Consider the following 14661-nt stretch of genomic DNA (forward strand, 5'->3'; position numbering starts at 1 on the left):
TCGATAGCTTTGTGGACTAGAGGTTTTGTGCGTAAGTAACTAATGAGTTACTGGCTCGATATTCAGCTGTGAATCGTTGTAGCTGTCGCTAATGTTGCCGCTGCGTATGGAGCGTAAATACGCAATTCGATCCGCACAAATCTCTAAGAGTTCGGTGTCATGAGTGATAACAATTACCACGGCTCCTGCTGACGCTAAGGCTCGTAATCGTTTGGCAATAGCGATCAGATGGCGGTAGTCAACGCCGGAAGTCGGTTCGTCGAAGACATAAATCTGTTTGTCACAAGCGATTGCGGACGCTATGACAAGCCGTTGCTTTTGTCCTCCAGATAGTGACAGCGGGTGTCTGTCGGCATATGTACCAAGGTCAAGTTGCTTGAGTATTCCTAGTACATCTTTGTTGCGCTGCGCATCTTTGTCGAAAGCTAAGGTCACTTCTTTGCGTACAGAATCAGCGAACAGCTGGCGGTGGACGTCCTGCATGACGATATAGCTCATACTCGTTCGTTGCTTCGGTGAAAGAGGCTTACCGTCAAAGCTGATCGTTGAGTGTCTTTCCTCTTTGAGTAGGCCACAGATAAGTCGAGCAAGAGTTGTTTTTCCTGCACCGTTTGCACCGACAAGCGCTGAGATGCTTCCCTTGGGAAATGAGGCGTGCTCGATATCGAGGATGGGTTGTTTACCATAGGAGAAGCTCAAATTATTCAATACCAGTCCAGAGTCATCAGATTTCTTTGCCGGTAACGCCGAAACTGAAGGTGATGTTGAGATTGCGGTGTCGAAAGAGGGTTTGATAAGTGTGCGTAATCCGGCTTTGCGCCGTTCGCTGTCAGTTTGTGCGAAGAACGTTGCTCCGCTCATTCGTTTCACAATGTGACCGTCCTCGAGCAACACAGCTTGATCGACCAAATTTCGCAAGAAATATAGTCGGTGCTCGGCTATAACGATAGTGCGTCCTTGCTGTTTGAGATGGGTCAACATATCTGTGAATTCTTCTATTGCTTCGACAGAGAGATTCGAAGTTGGTTCGTCAAACAGGAGTAACGGGGTATTGGCGCTTATAGCCTGTGCGCATGCAACTTTTTGGAGTTCACCGCCTGACATTTCCTTCAGTTGTCGGTCCATAAGGTATTCGATATCACACTGCGCGGCAGTTCTTGTCACTGCTGCATCCATGACGGCTTGCGAAATGCCATGATTTTCCATACGAAAAGCAAGTTCGCTGCGTACTGCACTAGTAAAGAACTGTGTTTTCGGATTTTGGAAAACTGTAGCGCTTACTTCGCCGCATGCGCCGATATCTGCTGATCCAACATCTAGATCAGCAACGCGAACGGTACCCACAATTGTTCCTTGATGGAAATGTGGCACTAGACCATTGAGTAATTGGAGCGCACTAGTCTTCCCTGAACCGCTCGCTCCACACAACAGTGTTATAGTTCCTGGAATGATATCCAGACTGATATCCTCAAGCGTTGCCTTATCACTGCGCGTTGGTGTCGAAGCATCACTGTTCGTAATATCGGAGCTTTCTGAATCAACGGGGGAGTAATACGTTGAGTGTTGGGCAGGATCAGATCCATACCAAAAACTCACATGGTCGATCTCTGCAACTGCTGTTGATGTAGATGTTGGTGTCATAGGGCAAGGCCCTTCCCAAAAATGCTAAATATGGTTAAAGCGAGAGCACAGAGTATGAGTACCACATCTGTGAAATTAAACGTCAGCTTTTCAATTGAGGTTGGGTTGCGATGACTACCCAAACCTCGAAGCATTGACGATGCGCTTAAGTCATCTGCAATCCGTGAGGATGCTGCAAGCAGAGGTACCAGCACAAATTCAGCAGTGCGTATCGGATGTGCTAGAGCTCCAATTGGACCTGGATATATTCCGCGCAATACCATCGCGTCACTAATGGCATGAAGTTCCTCTGCAACCGTAGGAATAAAGCGAATGACCACAACCAGCGGTACAACTATGACTCTCGGAAACTTCAAAGCGATAAGTGCTGCAGAAATCTGAGCCGGTCCAGTTGTTGAGATGAAATATGCTGCATACCCACAGGAAACTCCGAATCGGGCAAGCCAATAGCCTGTAACTGCAACTACGGCACTGACGGGACCACCTATTACAGCAGGTAGGATCAAAAATGCTGCTGCACAAATACTCACAAATATCACGAATTTGAGTGCGCCTGTCCACTTTGCTGCGCTGAGATAGAGCGCCGCGACTATTCCAGCAGCAGCAAGAGTGATGATAAATGGTCCGCTACCGAGTACCAAGATATTGATTAGTACCAATAACACGATTTTGGTGCGCGGATCGAAAGTCAGCACGTTCTTCTGAGGCATCCCAACAGTTTTGGGTGTGAGGGAATGGGAAGTGACGGTTTCGCTGCTCAAGAGACTAAGCGAGCTTTAGCAAAGTGGCGGTCGATGAGTTTTGTTCCTATCCAAGCTCCGAACAATCCTACGAAGCACAGAATTACCACGAATATAGCCACTACTAGTGGTGTGAATATCTGAGACATCTGTGTGGCATATTGTGCGCCCATGCTGCTGCGCATATCTTCGTAATATGCGGTGGTGTTCATGAATAGTGGGGCAAATGGTCCGATAATCCATAACTGGAATACGCCATAGGCAAGGATATTATGTGTTCTTGAGTGATAATGACCTGCTTTGACAATGAGATCCGCTATGAATCCGAGAGCAGCACAAATGGGTATGCAACCCCAGAAATGACCTGTAGCCAGCATTAGTACACCGACTATCAAACCCAGTACGGTCATTGCTCCCATAACTGGGGTTTTAGCCATAAACAGCATGATTACAGTTCCGCCGATTATAGTGCTCAATACGAATCCAACGAACATGCCAATTGGGCTGACGATGCCAACCATGCCTCCTAGGAAGGTGATGACGTAATAGATTGCTGTGTATACGCCGATGTTGACGAGGTCCCGTGTGCTGATTTTTGAGCGCGAACTAGTAGTTTGCTGTGAAGTCATGTGAATACTTTCTATGTGAGCTGAAGGTGCAATCTGAGCTGTTGAGAATAATGGGGTTTGCCGTGGTGATTGGCTTGTGGCGTCGATACAGCTTCCTATTGGATGCTAAATTCCCCGTCAGAGAAAAACAAGACTGCGAATTCATGAAATATTGTGATAACGTACAAAGTTTGCAAGGTTGTAGATGCCTGTGCTTGGCGGTGTTATGTGATGGTGTCCGTCAACATGACGACGCCTTTCTACATGTAGATAACGATAATAGTTATCATATACATGAAGGCGAGACACTCGCAAGACGATAGGGACAATGGAAAGAGCACCGGTGGCTCGCAGAGGGACGCGCCGTTAACTCGGTAGGTGAGAGTGTAGTCCTTGTGATAAATCTCTTTGCTGAAATACTTGATCTCAGCTACTAGGGATTTTTTACTAATTACTCTTTGCTTGGCATTCGCTACACAATCCATGTAAGACTAAATCGCCAGAGTCGACTTGGAATCCCTGACTATTCGCAGCGGTGATATCTTCGTTGTTCACCGGAGGTATATCCAAGTCAAAAATCCGTCCACAACTACGGCAAACCATGTGTGCATGCGGGCGTTGTTGGCCGGTGTCATAGAGCATAACCCCGTCAACCATAGCCATTTTGTGTACGATGCCGAGTTTTGCGAAGATCTCGAGTGTTGAGTACACGGTTGGTAATGAGATTCCAGGCATGAGCGTTTCTAGCTGACGTTGGACGTGGACAGCACTGAGATGTTGCGGGGAAGAGGAAACGATTCTATAGATGAGCTGACGCTGAGGAGTGTTGCGCATGCCGTGTTGATGCAACAGTGCGTCCAAATCTACGGATTCGGCTTGGGATGTTGCAGTATTCATAAACATCAGCTTACTAGTCTTAATTGTTATTTCAATACAATCGTACTTTTAATTTGCATCATAATTAAAATGACTTAATATAAGGAGTAGTTTGTAAGAGAGAAAGAAGCTGCTGATGGAAGTTGAGAGTGATTCAAGCATGGCGTTGTCAGAGCACCCAGCAAGGCTAGTTCATGATGGACTCGAGCATGATGCTTTCGTGCTCAAATATGTACAGCCCGGGCTTGTGGGTTTGATCGACGGCACCGTTAGTACGCTGGCTCCAGTCTTTGCTGCAGCTATCTTTTCTGGTCCTCATGCAGCTTTTATTGTGGGCATGGCAACAGCACTTGGTGCTGGTGTGAGTATGGGTTGGTCGGAAGCACTTTCGGATAATGGGAAGAAAACCGGTCGAGGCTCTGCCATTGTTCGCGGAGCAATTACTGGTGCTGCAACGACTATTGGCGGAACTTTCCACACCTTGCCATTTCTTATCCCGAGCCTCCATTGGTCATTGATTGCGGCATTTATTGTGGTCGCGATCGAATTGGTGGTAATTGCTTGGGTGCGTTACCGCTTTTTGCATGTACCTATGAAAAATTCCTTGATGGTCGTCACATTGGGTGGTGCCATAGTTCTTGCTATCGGAGTGGCACTGGGTGCAAGCTGATAGAGGATGCGTTAACTTCTGAGAACTGCATTCAGCGTGAATAGCATGTGAGAGAGGCCTGCAATACCTCACTGCAAGCATGATTTGATCAGTCCCGCGGTAGTGTAGCAATTATTTCGCGTCAAGCGTTCAATATTGTCCGCAGTTGACTTCAAGTGGACTTGAAGTTTTACACTCATTGGTAAATCTGTGGCTGAGTATGAAAAGCACAGTTGATGAGTTAAGAGCAGTTATCTAAGGGCAACTGCGGGAAGCGTAATGGAGGAATGAACATGGCAAGCATGTTGCAGGAACACTTTACTTTGTTGAACGGTGTTGAAATCCCGAAGATTGGTTTCGGTACCTGGCTTATCGAAGACAATAACAAGGCAGCGGAAGCTGTACAAGAGGCTATAAAAACTGGTTATCGTCACATCGACACTGCTGAGGCGTATGGCAATGAAGTGGGAGTAGGGGAAGGAGTGCGTTCGTCAGGGGTTGACCGTAAGAAAATCTTTGTAACTACTAAGCTGCGTGCTGAGTACAAGGATTATGAAGGCGCACAGCGAGCCATTGAGGAGTCTCTAGAAAAACTTGATCTCGGGTATATCGATTTGATGATTATTCATTCACCGAAACCATGGGCCAAATTTGGAGAGGAAGAGCACTTCTTCGAAGGTAACCTTGAGGCTTGGAAGGCATTGGAAGAGGCCCACGCGGCCGGAAAGATTCGTGCGATAGGAGTCTCCAATTTCGAGCAAGTCGACTTGCAGAACATCATCGACAACTCGGAAACGGTTCCTGCAGTCGACCAGGTGCTGGCTCATATCGGGAACACCCCGTTCGAACTGATCGATTACGCGCGTCAACGCAATATACTAGTTGAGGCTTATTCACCGTTCGGACACGGGGACATGCTCCGCAATGCTGATATTCAAGAGATAGCGGAACGTAACAAAGTCTCTATAACTCAACTTGCTGTGAGATACTTGTTGCAGCTCGACCTTCTACCATTGCCCAAAGCTTCAAGTGCTGAACACATGAAGCAGAATGCGGATGTCGATTTTGTTATTAATGACGAAGACATGAGTCAGCTTCGCGCTATAACTAAGCAGCAGTATTCAGCAGCAAATAAAAAATTCCCTGTCTATCAGGCATAAAGTGGTGCCAATGTTCAGCCCATTGGCGGATGGTCATGGGCTGAACATTCTGGCACGTAACGGGTGGCGCGTATGAAGCTCAATGCTGTCGATGAGCTGGTGCTGCGCGTTGTTGTTCCGGATCAATACAAGTCCGGCGAATCAACGAGAAGTATGTTCTATATGCATGTTTTTCTGTTGGAAGAGGGACGGCAGACTGGAGATGCTCTGATAGTTGTGCAGAGCAATGACATGTAGTAGCTAAGCCCATATTGCCTTGGCCATGTTGAATGCGGCCCATGCTTTTGGCCAACCAACGTAGGAAGCGGCGTGCGTGATAGCTTCTGTGATTTCCACCTGAGTGATGCCATTATTCTTGGCTGTTTGCAGGTGGAAGCGAAGTGAACTGTCGAGAATTCCGCTGGACATTAAGCTAATGACCGTCACTAGGCTTCTGTCCCGTGCGCTGAGCTGTTCCTGCCTGGCCCACACCTCACCAAATAACACGTCATCATTGAGATGAGCAAATTCAGGTGCGAAGGCACCCAGCTGATCGTGTCCCGCAGTTACATGAGTGTTCATGACAGCAGTACGCGTTGTTGCAGTGGTTTCAGACGGTGGGTCTGGCAAGAGTTGTTTGGCGATAGCGGTATTGGCAATGTCATATTCTGCATCGCTTACTGCTCGACCCCAAGTGACAGCACTACCGTTTGCGTCCTGCAAAGTAACAGCAATGTGTTCCATTGAATGATTTACGCAGGCACCGTGCCAGTGATTTACACCTTTGTCTGTGGTGACTATATCTCCGCTTTGTAAGAGTCTCGCATCTTTACCCTCTTCTTGGTAGATACCGAAGCCTTGAGTTACCACAAGAATTTGGGCGATAGGATGCGTGTGCCAGTGGTTACGGCAGGCCGCATCGAAGTGCACTGTGCCTACAGAGAACTTTTGAGTCGATTCATGCATCGTCAGTGTTCCTGTACCGTCAAAATACTTTGGGTCAAGCGGTGTTGTGCGTGAATCAGAGTTGTGTTGTGTCGTTGTCACCATCATCCTTAGAAAATGTATTGACTGTTATATGTTCGTATACTAAAACTTCGAGTGAGCTTTAAGTCAAATGTGTAAGGAAAGCTATGGAATATGCAATCGGACAGGCTGCTAAAGCTGCGAATATGACAGCCTCCACGCTGAGGTATTACGAGCAGGAAGGTCTTATTGTTGCGAAACGGCATGAAAACGGCAGACGTTATTTTGACGAAGAAGATGTTAATTGGCTAAAATTCATCCACCATATGCGCAGCACTGATATGCCAATCGCTGATTTGGCGAGATATGTCAAGCTGCGGAGGCAAAAAGTTGAAGGTTCGCAACACGAGCTACTGCTCATCATGAAGAAGCATGAGCGGCATCTCTTAGAGAAAATGGCTCACTACCAGAGCAATCTTGATTTGGTCCGATACAAGATCTCGATGTACGAGCATGAACTCAAGGATGAAGATACCGATCTCTTCGAGTTATTCAAAGAGCGTAGGTGCAAAGGGGATAAGTAAGTACTTTGTACAGTGTAGATGCGACTCATGAGAAAATTAAGATGGTCTGTGCTGACGTCGCCGTCAAGTAGGCTGCCACTGATTGAGCATCGGATGAGATCGGAATTTTGAGGAGCAAAGAACACTAAATTGTTAATTATTGCCGGCTCTATGATCCACATGCGTTATAGGGGCATTTTTCGTGACTTAGTTCTGTATATATGCGCATAGTTTCCAACGGATTCATTATGAGTATGAACCACTCTTAGGGCCCATCTGGTTTCATTGGAGTGCATTGATGATTAGCAGAGTAGCTGACAAGCAAGGAGACCAGGTATGGGTTTATCCAAACGATTACGCGAATTAATGAACTCTGGTGAGGTATATGGCTTCGAAGACCCGGAGCTGATAGAGATTCAAACCAAACAGATGGATTTGCTGTATGAGCTCAACCATCTGCGTCCGAGTGATAAAGAGACACGGAGTAACCTCATGAAGAAATTCTTCGCTTCGGTTGGTGAAGATGTGCATGTGGAAACACCTTGCGCTGCCAACTGGGGATGCAATACCAGTTGGGGAGATCGATCGTATGCGAACTTCAATCTCACTTTGGTTGACGATGCTTCTGTCGACATTGGTGCAGACGTGATGATAGGTCCTAATGTCACTATCGTGACCACAGGGCACCCGATACGTCCGGATCTTCGGTTGAAAAAGACACAGTTTTCGGTGCCAGTCAGCATTGGTGACAATGTGTGGATTGGATCAGGCGTCACCATATTGCCTGGTGTGACAATTGGAAAGAATTCCGTCATAGGTGCAAACTCCTTGGTCACTGGCAATATTCCTGCCGATAGTGTCGCTTTTGGGAGCCCGTGTCGTGTGCAACGTCCAATAGGGGAGCGAGACGAACATACGTATTGGAAAGATCGAGAGTTTCATGAGCCATTCCTGTGATAGCAGAGGTAATGATTCTCTGGGCTAGTAAAAGATGTTGATGGTTATTGCGGGTCTTGCTGAAATTGACATTGCATTTGCTGCCGAATGAAAACGTCAAGTACTTGACAAAAAAATCATAAGCATCTAGCATTTGAATTGTAAAGTACTTGACGAATAATTTAGTAGGAAAGGAAATGTCATGGCCAACGATGTGAGACCGCAGGTTCTTAATCAGCTTCGCGAGCTGAGCATGATGATGATACGTAACCGCACCAGAGTATCCCGCCTGGACGGGCGAGGAGTATACGGTGGTAGTCATGGTCGGGCGGCTTTACGCTCGGCAAGACGCGAGGATCGCCTCGCTGTTGAGAGGGGTGTTGGCAGTATTCCTGAGAGTGGGGACGCGCATGCATCGATGATAAATGCTGCAGATTCAGCTCTCAGGGGTCAAGGTCGAGTATTACTGACTTTGACGCTGAGCTCCACAGTCAGTCAGCGAGATCTTGCTACAATTTTAGGATTGAGCAGACAGGCACTAGGCCAGTTGCTGTCAAAGCTTGAAAGCAAGGGATATATCGCCCGCCAGCCATCGCAAGAGGATAAACGAGTGGCTATGGTTCAGATTACTGAAAAAGGTAAGAAAGCTGCTGCTGCATTACATGAGAGCATGCAACATGATGCCGATATTTTTGATTGCCTTACTGATGAAGAGCTTCAAGAGTTCAGCGGCTACTTGAACAGGATTATTGACAATATAGAACGCAAACACCCACAAGACGACTTTGTAGAGCGACGCAGAATCATGAAAGAAGCCATGCAGGAGTTCCGTCGCGCCAACCGTCAGGAAGGGGTCCAATGAGCACAAGACCATCGATTTCGATGTTTTCTTCGAGTGAGGCTGTGGCGATCGAGCAGCATACAACAACACCGTCAGTGAGTCGCAATGCACCTGGCACTGCGAGGATCGAAGGTCGGTTAACTTCACCGATAGCACGAGTTCCAGAGTCGACTGCAGTAGCAGGTGGTATCACGGTGAAGGGTCATACAATACGTACATTTGCATACACTACTGATGCTGCAGTTATCAGGAATACCAATGCGGATGCCATTCTTGCGGTGTACCCATTTACTGGGGAACCAGTGATTACTAAGGCTTTGTTGACTGTTGCTCAGCAGCCCCTATTTGTAGGCGTTGGGGGAGGGACTACTACCGGTACACGTGTGGTTGAATTGGCAATGGTAGCTGAGATGCAAGGGGCTGCCGGGGTTGTCATCAATGCACCTGCTCCTGCAGAAACAATCGAAGCGGCTATGAATTCTGTTGATATTCCTGTGGTAGCTACTGTAACTGAGGACGATGAAATCACCGAGGAAAAGATTCTAGCTGGTGCTGCCATTATTAATGTGGCAGCAGGGGCTCGCACATCAGAAGTCGTGGCTAGTATCAGGGCTCATCATCCTGAAGTGCCTATTCTGGCATCAGGTGGCGCTTCGGATGAGAGTATAGCCGCAACGATTGAAGCAGGTGCTGACGCATTGAGTTGGACTCCACCTAGTGCACAACAGCTTCAGTCACAAATGATGGCTCGATACCGAGGCGAAGAACCGAAAGCGTAGAGCAGCAGCACTCGGTGTAGTGGCTCGCGACACGAACAACATGCCAATTTGCATTGTCATCAAAGTGTCGGTAATATCTACTTCTTGTGTGCGGCGCATGCCACACACGACATTCCTGCGTAGCTCAGTTGGCAGAGCATCCGACTGTTAATCGGACGGTCACTGGTTCAAGCCCAGTCGCAGGAGCCACCAAATACCGTGGTCGCGTATCAGCGATTGCGGTATTTTTGTTTTGATTCACATAAACAATTATGTTGTCATCTACTTCAAATTCATAGTGCAACATAACAATGATGCTTCACGTGCCAACAATCGTAGATTGGCATGAGATCAAGTAGAAAAGTGTGTCATGTAAGCCCTAGCATGATGAGTACTAAAGGCAAGTCGCTTAATGCTATTCAGGCACATTGCCACAGGTGCAAGCCATAGTGTACATTCGTACATGCAAACATATTTCGGACTAATTGGTACAAGCTGTGTTTGGTGAATGAGCAATTTACTGGGGGTAAATATGAGTGATTTAGAGGGCATGAGTGAGTCTGGCAAGGTGGAGTGGGCTCGCATGGTGACAGGTCAGGTTTATCAGGATACACACCCAGATATTGATTTGGCACGGCTACGAGCTGAGAAATTGTTTACTGAATACAACAGACTTGGCTATGATGACCCCAAACGTCAAGGTGAAATACTGACGCAGCTATTAGGTTCTGTCGGCGAGGGTGCGATTATCAAACCAAATTTTAGGTGCGAGCTGGGGTGCAATATCACCATAGGCTCGAATGTGCATATCAACTATGACTGTGCAATCCTCGACAATGCACCGGTGACCATTCATGACAATGTCTGGATTGCACCAAAAGTTGGTTTGTTCGCGACAAATCATGCGCTCGATAAATCAGAAAGAATCAATGGAGCGTGTCAGGCGCGCCCGATTGTTCTTGAAGATGGAGTTTGGCTGGGTGGCCATGTCATCGTGCTTGGTGGCGTCACAGTGGGTGCTGGCTCGGTGATTGGTGCTGGTTCAGTGGTAACTCACGATATTCCTGAGAATGTCGTTGCTGTGGGCAACCCCGCTCGTGTGATCAAACACATTACAGACGATGACAAAACAGGTTATCTAGAACGTTTGAATAATCGCGACAAATAACACGGATAATGCAAGGAGAAAGTTCTCATACATGAAACAACAAACACAACGCGAAAAGATGCTTGCAGGCAAGCTCTATGATCCTTCCGATCCTGAAATCTCGACGATGTTGTCAAGAGCTCACCAGCTATGCAAGGACTATAACCTGTGCAAAGAAACTGAGCAGGAGCAGCGGGAATCAATATTACGCGAACTACTCCCGCATGCGGGTGTGGGTACCTACCTAGCAGGGCCAATATTCTTTGATTATGGTGAATTCACTACTCTAGGCGATCATGTATACGCAAATTTCAACTTTACAGTGCTTGATGTTTGCCCAGTAACGATTGGCGATAACGTCATGTTTGGCCCAAATGTGTCATTGTTGACACCTCTACATCCCTTGAGATGGCAAGAACGCAATATTCGCCAACACCAGGACGGCTCAGAGTTTGATTATGAGTATGGCGCGCCCATCACTATTGGCTCAAACTGCTGGATTGCTGGAAATGTCACGGTGACTGGGGGAGTGACAATCGGTGCAGGGTCAGTGATTGGCGCTGGCGCAGTCGTCACTCATGATATTCCTGAGAATGTGCTCGCTGCTGGTGTGCCGTGCAAGGTCATCAGAGAGATTGGCGAAAGCGATCGAATGGATCTTCCGGCTCTGCTTCATTAAAGACATGTCTTACCGGTAACTTCTTCGGGTGTCCTCGCGTCAAAAATGGCATACTGCCGTGGAAATTGACCGAAAAACGACGTTAGCCTCCGGCTCAGTACTGAGCCGGAGGCTAATAGCGAAGTATCTGCTTGCCAGTGCGGCAAAGATATCTGGTATTGCGAAGATTGATTTACTTATTGCGGAATTTACGAATTAGGAACGCCCCAACAACGACAACCACGACTGCAACAACGATAATGATTCCCCAAGTTAATCCTGACATCTGACTCTCCATTCTGTGTTGTTATCCCCTTATTGGGTTATTCATAGTTTGCTTGATAACAAGCCAATTTCAATCGTCTGAATAGATGGTTTCTCACTACTGCGCGTGCAGTATTTACGATGTTTAAGCGATGAGCAATATCAGTGTGCACAAATAGGAAGGCTCTGTTGTCAGAGTTCTTGTGTGACGGGAAATAGTATTGCTGCGCTGTTTATGCAGGTCTGATTCCAGCCTTATAGGCGAGCGTGATGAGGCCAGCTCTATCATGAGCATTCACTTTTGCCATTGCGCGGTTGAGATGAGTTTTAACGGTGTATTGAGAAATAAATAGTTGCTCTGAGATTGCGGCATTATCCAATCCTGATACAGCTGCCTGCACAATTTCGTATTCACGCTCTGTGAGCGAAGAGAAGATTTTTACCGCTTCTGGGTCGCTAGGTGCGTCCTGGCTATGTATTACATGAGTGATTAGTGCGGCAGCAGCTTTCGGAGACAAGGCACCACCGCCTTGCATGACTTCCCTAATGCTATCTGTGAGATCTTGAGGGCCTACGCCTTTTGAAAGGAATCCATTTGCACCAGCGCGTAATGCCAAAATGACATTTTCATCTTGATCAAAAGTGGTAAGCACAATGATTCTGGTCATTTGTGATGTCAGGCGTTGTCGAATTCTCCGTGTGGTCTCTACACCATCAATACCTGGCATACGTAAATCCATAAGGATGACATCGACTTGTGTGGTCTCGAGCATCTTCAAGGCTGATAATCCATCACATGCCGTTGCAACCATAGTGACGCCTTCAGCAGCCCCGATAATCGTGCTAAGACCGACACGAATCATTTCTTGATCGTCGATGACCATTGTACGAATCATTGGATGCCTCTTTCGGTCTTAGCTGGGCCATCTGCTAAGGGTAAGCGAATATAAACCCAAAACAGACCATCCTCATTGTTAACGTCCATTGTGCCTTGCACTGAAGCCACGCGCTCTCGCATGCCAATCAGTCCGTATCCAGGTGATCTCTCTTCTGCTGCTGAAATCTCTCTACGGTTGACACATTCGATATGTAGTTGAGCTTCATGTACAGATATATGCAGTGCGACAGAACCGCTGCCATATTTGGTAGCATTTGTCAGGCACTCTTGGGCCACACGAAATGATGCTTGGTCTACTTCAAGTGTAAGTGTGGGTTGTTTTTCAGGAAAAAGGAATTCAACATCTAAACCTGCACTCTGACTGTGTTCAATTAATAGGGGTATTGCTGAGTAACCATGCTGAAATGAGTCTGCAGTATTTACAGAGGGTTCGTCACTTGTTCGTAGCACCTTGATGATGTTTTGCGTCTCAGATAACACGTTCTGAATATTTTGACGTGCGCTCAAGAGTTCTTTTCTTGCGGGATCGTTATCGGACTTGAGCGTGACTTCAGCGGCGCCGATGTGCATATTGATACCGGCTATTTCGTGTCCAATAACATCATGTAGATCGCGGGCAATTCTTAGACGTTCTTCAACTACACCCTTTGCAACTGCAATATCTCGCGCGATTGATAACTCCTGTGATCGCAGGTGCATCTGTGCCCAATATTGACGGGCGATGAGTACGGATTTGGCAATTACTGCAAACAATACTGTGCATCCACCCGCAACAAGGGCATCTTGATGGCCCAATTGTGGCGCTACTGGGTGGACTGATCCAAAAAAGAGGGCAGTTGAGAAATAACTGGTGAATGAGGGTACAGCGCTAAGCCATAATGGGCTACCTCGCAATATGAGAGTGAAAGTTGCAAATATGACCAAGTTCCACTCAATAATTGGATTAACACCAGAAATACTGGCAGTGAAGGTTGCTGCTGCAGACAGCAGCACTGTTATCCAACGAAAACGCCATGATGCTATGCAAGCGAGCGCACCTAGTGCTAGTGCAAATATAGCTGCTACTGGCAAACCGGTGCGCAGTTCCCAAAGGTACGTTAACAGACCAACGATTGTGGTTGCTGCCATGATGAAAGCGGTAAGCCACTCAGGCAATAAGCGCACACGCATCCAAAATGGAGGTCGTGGCCAAGTAGTTGGTACACCATACGACTGCATGTCTGCATTCTCCCACCAAGTGGTCAGGACAGCGTACTGCATGCGCAGTATTCAAAGTCCGTTCTCACAGACGATTTCTTAGAACAACATCAGATGGAACATAGTATGCAGGCTCGATATGAGCATGTGCATCGACTAATACAGATGGAGAAGACAATGGATATGGTAAATGGCCATACAGGGAACATCACTGTAAATACGTATGAATATCGTACTGTTGTAGTACCAGAGCAGAGGATTTCCCTGACAAGAGATACATACGAAGCTTTTGGATGGTTTGAAGATGGCATGACCCCAAGTGATCCCTCTTTTGGCACAGTTAATCTTAGACTCAAGCGGAATCGACGTATAAGAAACAGATCGATGATTAATGAGCTGCAGCGCAAAGCCGAAGCTGCTCTTTCTGATATCGATCATCTTGAACGGTCTAAAACGCAGAAAGCCCAGATCGCCTCCTTTTCTGTTGGAATTGTTGCCTGTGCTTTCCTAGCAGGAGCAATTTTTTCTATGATGGCATCGCTTTGGGTTCCATTCGTGTTGTTCGGCTTTATAGGGTTAGCTGGATGGGTTGCACCATATTTAGTGTTCACCAAAATTAAGGCGAAACAGATTGCTAAAGCGACCCCTCAAATTGATCAGCGTTATGACACGATTTATGACGCCTGTGAGCAGGTACAACGGCTTATGTCTCAGCAGTAATTTTGCGGGCCTGTGTATGACCAATCTAATGAGGCTGCCCTCTCGACTGCGTATATAAGC

Annotated in this window: 17 protein-coding genes and 1 tRNA gene; 11 read left to right on the top strand and 7 right to left on the bottom strand. The window is 47.0% G+C overall.

Annotation, left to right across the window (positions count from 1 at the left end):
* Positions 1 to 39 precede the first annotated feature (39 nt).
* From LKI20_RS05630 to LKI20_RS05645, 4 genes are all read right to left on the bottom strand, one after another.
* Positions 40 to 1641, bottom strand: coding sequence for an ABC transporter ATP-binding protein (locus LKI20_RS05630; RefSeq protein WP_291771355.1), 1602 nt, complete (start codon positions 1639 to 1641; stop codon positions 40 to 42).
* Entirely contained in the window at positions 1638 to 2351 is a 714-nt protein-coding gene (locus tag LKI20_RS05635; RefSeq protein ID WP_291771358.1) for an energy-coupling factor transporter transmembrane component T, read from the bottom strand. The genes LKI20_RS05630 and LKI20_RS05635 overlap by 4 nt, the downstream gene beginning before the upstream one ends.
* A gap of 47 nt (positions 2352 to 2398) precedes the next feature.
* Positions 2399 to 3010, bottom strand: a complete 612-nt coding sequence (locus LKI20_RS05640) for an MptD family putative ECF transporter S component (protein WP_291771361.1) — start codon at positions 3008 to 3010, stop codon at positions 2399 to 2401.
* Positions 3011 to 3436: 426 nt separating this feature from the next.
* On the bottom strand, positions 3437 to 3886 hold the full coding sequence (locus LKI20_RS05645) for a Fur family transcriptional regulator (RefSeq protein ID WP_291771366.1): 450 nt from the start codon (positions 3884 to 3886) through the stop codon (positions 3437 to 3439).
* A 115-nt stretch (positions 3887 to 4001) separates the two neighbouring features.
* On the opposite strand from LKI20_RS05645, the gene LKI20_RS05650 reads away from it, so the two are divergent.
* From LKI20_RS05650 to LKI20_RS05660, 3 genes are all read left to right on the top strand, one after another.
* The gene (locus LKI20_RS05650) at positions 4002 to 4535 is read left to right on the top strand and encodes a hypothetical protein (protein WP_291771369.1); all 534 of its coding nucleotides are present in this window, start codon (positions 4002 to 4004) and stop codon (positions 4533 to 4535) included.
* Positions 4536 to 4807: 272 nt separating this feature from the next.
* Complete coding sequence (locus tag LKI20_RS05655) at positions 4808 to 5674, top strand: aldo/keto reductase (protein ID WP_291771372.1); 867 nt, start codon at positions 4808 to 4810, stop codon at positions 5672 to 5674.
* Positions 5675 to 5746: 72 nt separating this feature from the next.
* Positions 5747 to 5911: a hypothetical protein gene (locus LKI20_RS05660; protein ID WP_291771375.1), complete on the top strand. Its 165-nt coding sequence runs from the start codon at positions 5747 to 5749 to the stop codon at positions 5909 to 5911.
* Positions 5912 to 5914: 3 nt separating this feature from the next.
* On the opposite strand, the gene LKI20_RS05665 is transcribed toward LKI20_RS05660, so the two are convergent.
* Positions 5915 to 6703 carry a cupin domain-containing carboxymuconolactone decarboxylase family protein gene (locus LKI20_RS05665; protein ID WP_291771378.1) on the bottom strand — a complete coding sequence of 263 codons (789 nt, stop codon included), beginning with the start codon at positions 6701 to 6703 and terminating at the stop codon, positions 5915 to 5917.
* Between the two features lie 83 nt (positions 6704 to 6786).
* Here LKI20_RS05665 and LKI20_RS05670 point away from each other — a divergent pair, with 83 nt between their 5' ends.
* From LKI20_RS05670 to LKI20_RS05700, 7 genes are all read left to right on the top strand, one after another.
* Entirely contained in the window at positions 6787 to 7203 is a 417-nt protein-coding gene (locus LKI20_RS05670) for a MerR family transcriptional regulator (RefSeq protein WP_291771380.1), read from the top strand.
* A 315-nt stretch (positions 7204 to 7518) separates the two neighbouring features.
* Positions 7519 to 8139, top strand: a complete 621-nt coding sequence (locus tag LKI20_RS05675) for a sugar O-acetyltransferase (RefSeq protein ID WP_291771383.1) — start codon at positions 7519 to 7521, stop codon at positions 8137 to 8139.
* A 181-nt stretch (positions 8140 to 8320) separates the two neighbouring features.
* Entirely contained in the window at positions 8321 to 8980 is a 660-nt protein-coding gene (locus tag LKI20_RS05680) for a MarR family winged helix-turn-helix transcriptional regulator (RefSeq protein ID WP_291771386.1), read from the top strand.
* 20 nt (positions 8981 to 9000) lie between these two features.
* Entirely contained in the window at positions 9001 to 9738 is a 738-nt protein-coding gene (locus LKI20_RS05685; RefSeq protein ID WP_434734945.1) for a dioxygenase, read from the top strand.
* A 113-nt stretch (positions 9739 to 9851) separates the two neighbouring features.
* Positions 9852 to 9927, top strand: a tRNA-Asn gene (locus tag LKI20_RS05690).
* Positions 9928 to 10249: 322 nt separating this feature from the next.
* Entirely contained in the window at positions 10250 to 10885 is a 636-nt protein-coding gene (locus LKI20_RS05695; RefSeq protein ID WP_291771392.1) for a sugar O-acetyltransferase, read from the top strand.
* 31 nt (positions 10886 to 10916) lie between these two features.
* Entirely contained in the window at positions 10917 to 11543 is a 627-nt protein-coding gene (locus LKI20_RS05700) for a sugar O-acetyltransferase (protein WP_291771395.1), read from the top strand.
* A 476-nt stretch (positions 11544 to 12019) separates the two neighbouring features.
* Here LKI20_RS05700 and LKI20_RS05705 read toward each other — a convergent pair whose 3' ends face one another.
* Together LKI20_RS05705 and LKI20_RS05710 are read right to left on the bottom strand one after the other, a co-directional pair.
* Positions 12020 to 12682, bottom strand: coding sequence for a response regulator (locus tag LKI20_RS05705; protein WP_291771399.1), 663 nt, complete (start codon positions 12680 to 12682; stop codon positions 12020 to 12022).
* Positions 12679 to 13902 (bottom strand): sensor histidine kinase, encoded by a 1224-nt coding sequence (locus tag LKI20_RS05710; protein WP_291771402.1) that lies wholly within the window; start codon positions 13900 to 13902, stop codon positions 12679 to 12681. Before LKI20_RS05710 ends, LKI20_RS05705 begins: the two co-directional genes overlap by 4 nt.
* Positions 13903 to 14058: 156 nt before the next feature.
* Between LKI20_RS05710 and LKI20_RS05715 the strand changes: the two genes are divergently transcribed.
* Complete coding sequence (locus tag LKI20_RS05715) at positions 14059 to 14601, top strand: hypothetical protein (protein ID WP_291771406.1); 543 nt, start codon at positions 14059 to 14061, stop codon at positions 14599 to 14601.
* The last annotated feature ends 60 nt before the right edge of the window (positions 14602 to 14661 follow it).

Source organism: Bifidobacterium sp. (assembly GCF_022647885.1).
GTDB lineage: Bacteria > Actinomycetota > Actinomycetes > Actinomycetales > Bifidobacteriaceae > Bombiscardovia.

Excerpts from the sequence above, each read along its gene's own strand:
- LKI20_RS05655 (WP_291771372.1), top strand. The coding sequence starts at position 4,808 with ATGGCAAGCATGTTGCAGGAACACTTTACTTTGTTGAACGGTGTTGAA.
- LKI20_RS05665 (WP_291771378.1), bottom strand. The coding sequence starts at position 6,703 with ATGGTGACAACGACACAACACAACTCTGATTCACGCACAACACCGCTT.
- LKI20_RS05670 (WP_291771380.1), top strand. The coding sequence starts at position 6,787 with ATGGAATATGCAATCGGACAGGCTGCTAAAGCTGCGAATATGACAGCC.
- LKI20_RS05660 (WP_291771375.1), top strand. The coding sequence starts at position 5,747 with ATGAAGCTCAATGCTGTCGATGAGCTGGTGCTGCGCGTTGTTGTTCCG.
- LKI20_RS05715 (WP_291771406.1), top strand. The coding sequence starts at position 14,059 with ATGGATATGGTAAATGGCCATACAGGGAACATCACTGTAAATACGTAT.
- LKI20_RS05675 (WP_291771383.1), top strand. The coding sequence starts at position 7,519 with ATGGGTTTATCCAAACGATTACGCGAATTAATGAACTCTGGTGAGGTA.
- LKI20_RS05685 (WP_434734945.1), top strand. The coding sequence starts at position 9,001 with ATGTTTTCTTCGAGTGAGGCTGTGGCGATCGAGCAGCATACAACAACA.
- LKI20_RS05640 (WP_291771361.1), bottom strand. The coding sequence starts at position 3,010 with ATGACTTCACAGCAAACTACTAGTTCGCGCTCAAAAATCAGCACACGG.
- LKI20_RS05710 (WP_291771402.1), bottom strand. The coding sequence starts at position 13,902 with ATGCAGTCGTATGGTGTACCAACTACTTGGCCACGACCTCCATTTTGG.
- LKI20_RS05700 (WP_291771395.1), top strand. The coding sequence starts at position 10,917 with ATGAAACAACAAACACAACGCGAAAAGATGCTTGCAGGCAAGCTCTAT.
- LKI20_RS05695 (WP_291771392.1), top strand. The coding sequence starts at position 10,250 with ATGAGTGATTTAGAGGGCATGAGTGAGTCTGGCAAGGTGGAGTGGGCT.
- LKI20_RS05705 (WP_291771399.1), bottom strand. The coding sequence starts at position 12,682 with ATGATTCGTACAATGGTCATCGACGATCAAGAAATGATTCGTGTCGGT.
- LKI20_RS05645 (WP_291771366.1), bottom strand. The coding sequence starts at position 3,886 with ATGAATACTGCAACATCCCAAGCCGAATCCGTAGATTTGGACGCACTG.
- LKI20_RS05630 (WP_291771355.1), bottom strand. The coding sequence starts at position 1,641 with ATGACACCAACATCTACATCAACAGCAGTTGCAGAGATCGACCATGTG.
- LKI20_RS05680 (WP_291771386.1), top strand. The coding sequence starts at position 8,321 with ATGGCCAACGATGTGAGACCGCAGGTTCTTAATCAGCTTCGCGAGCTG.
- LKI20_RS05650 (WP_291771369.1), top strand. The coding sequence starts at position 4,002 with ATGGAAGTTGAGAGTGATTCAAGCATGGCGTTGTCAGAGCACCCAGCA.
- LKI20_RS05635 (WP_291771358.1), bottom strand. The coding sequence starts at position 2,351 with ATGCCTCAGAAGAACGTGCTGACTTTCGATCCGCGCACCAAAATCGTG.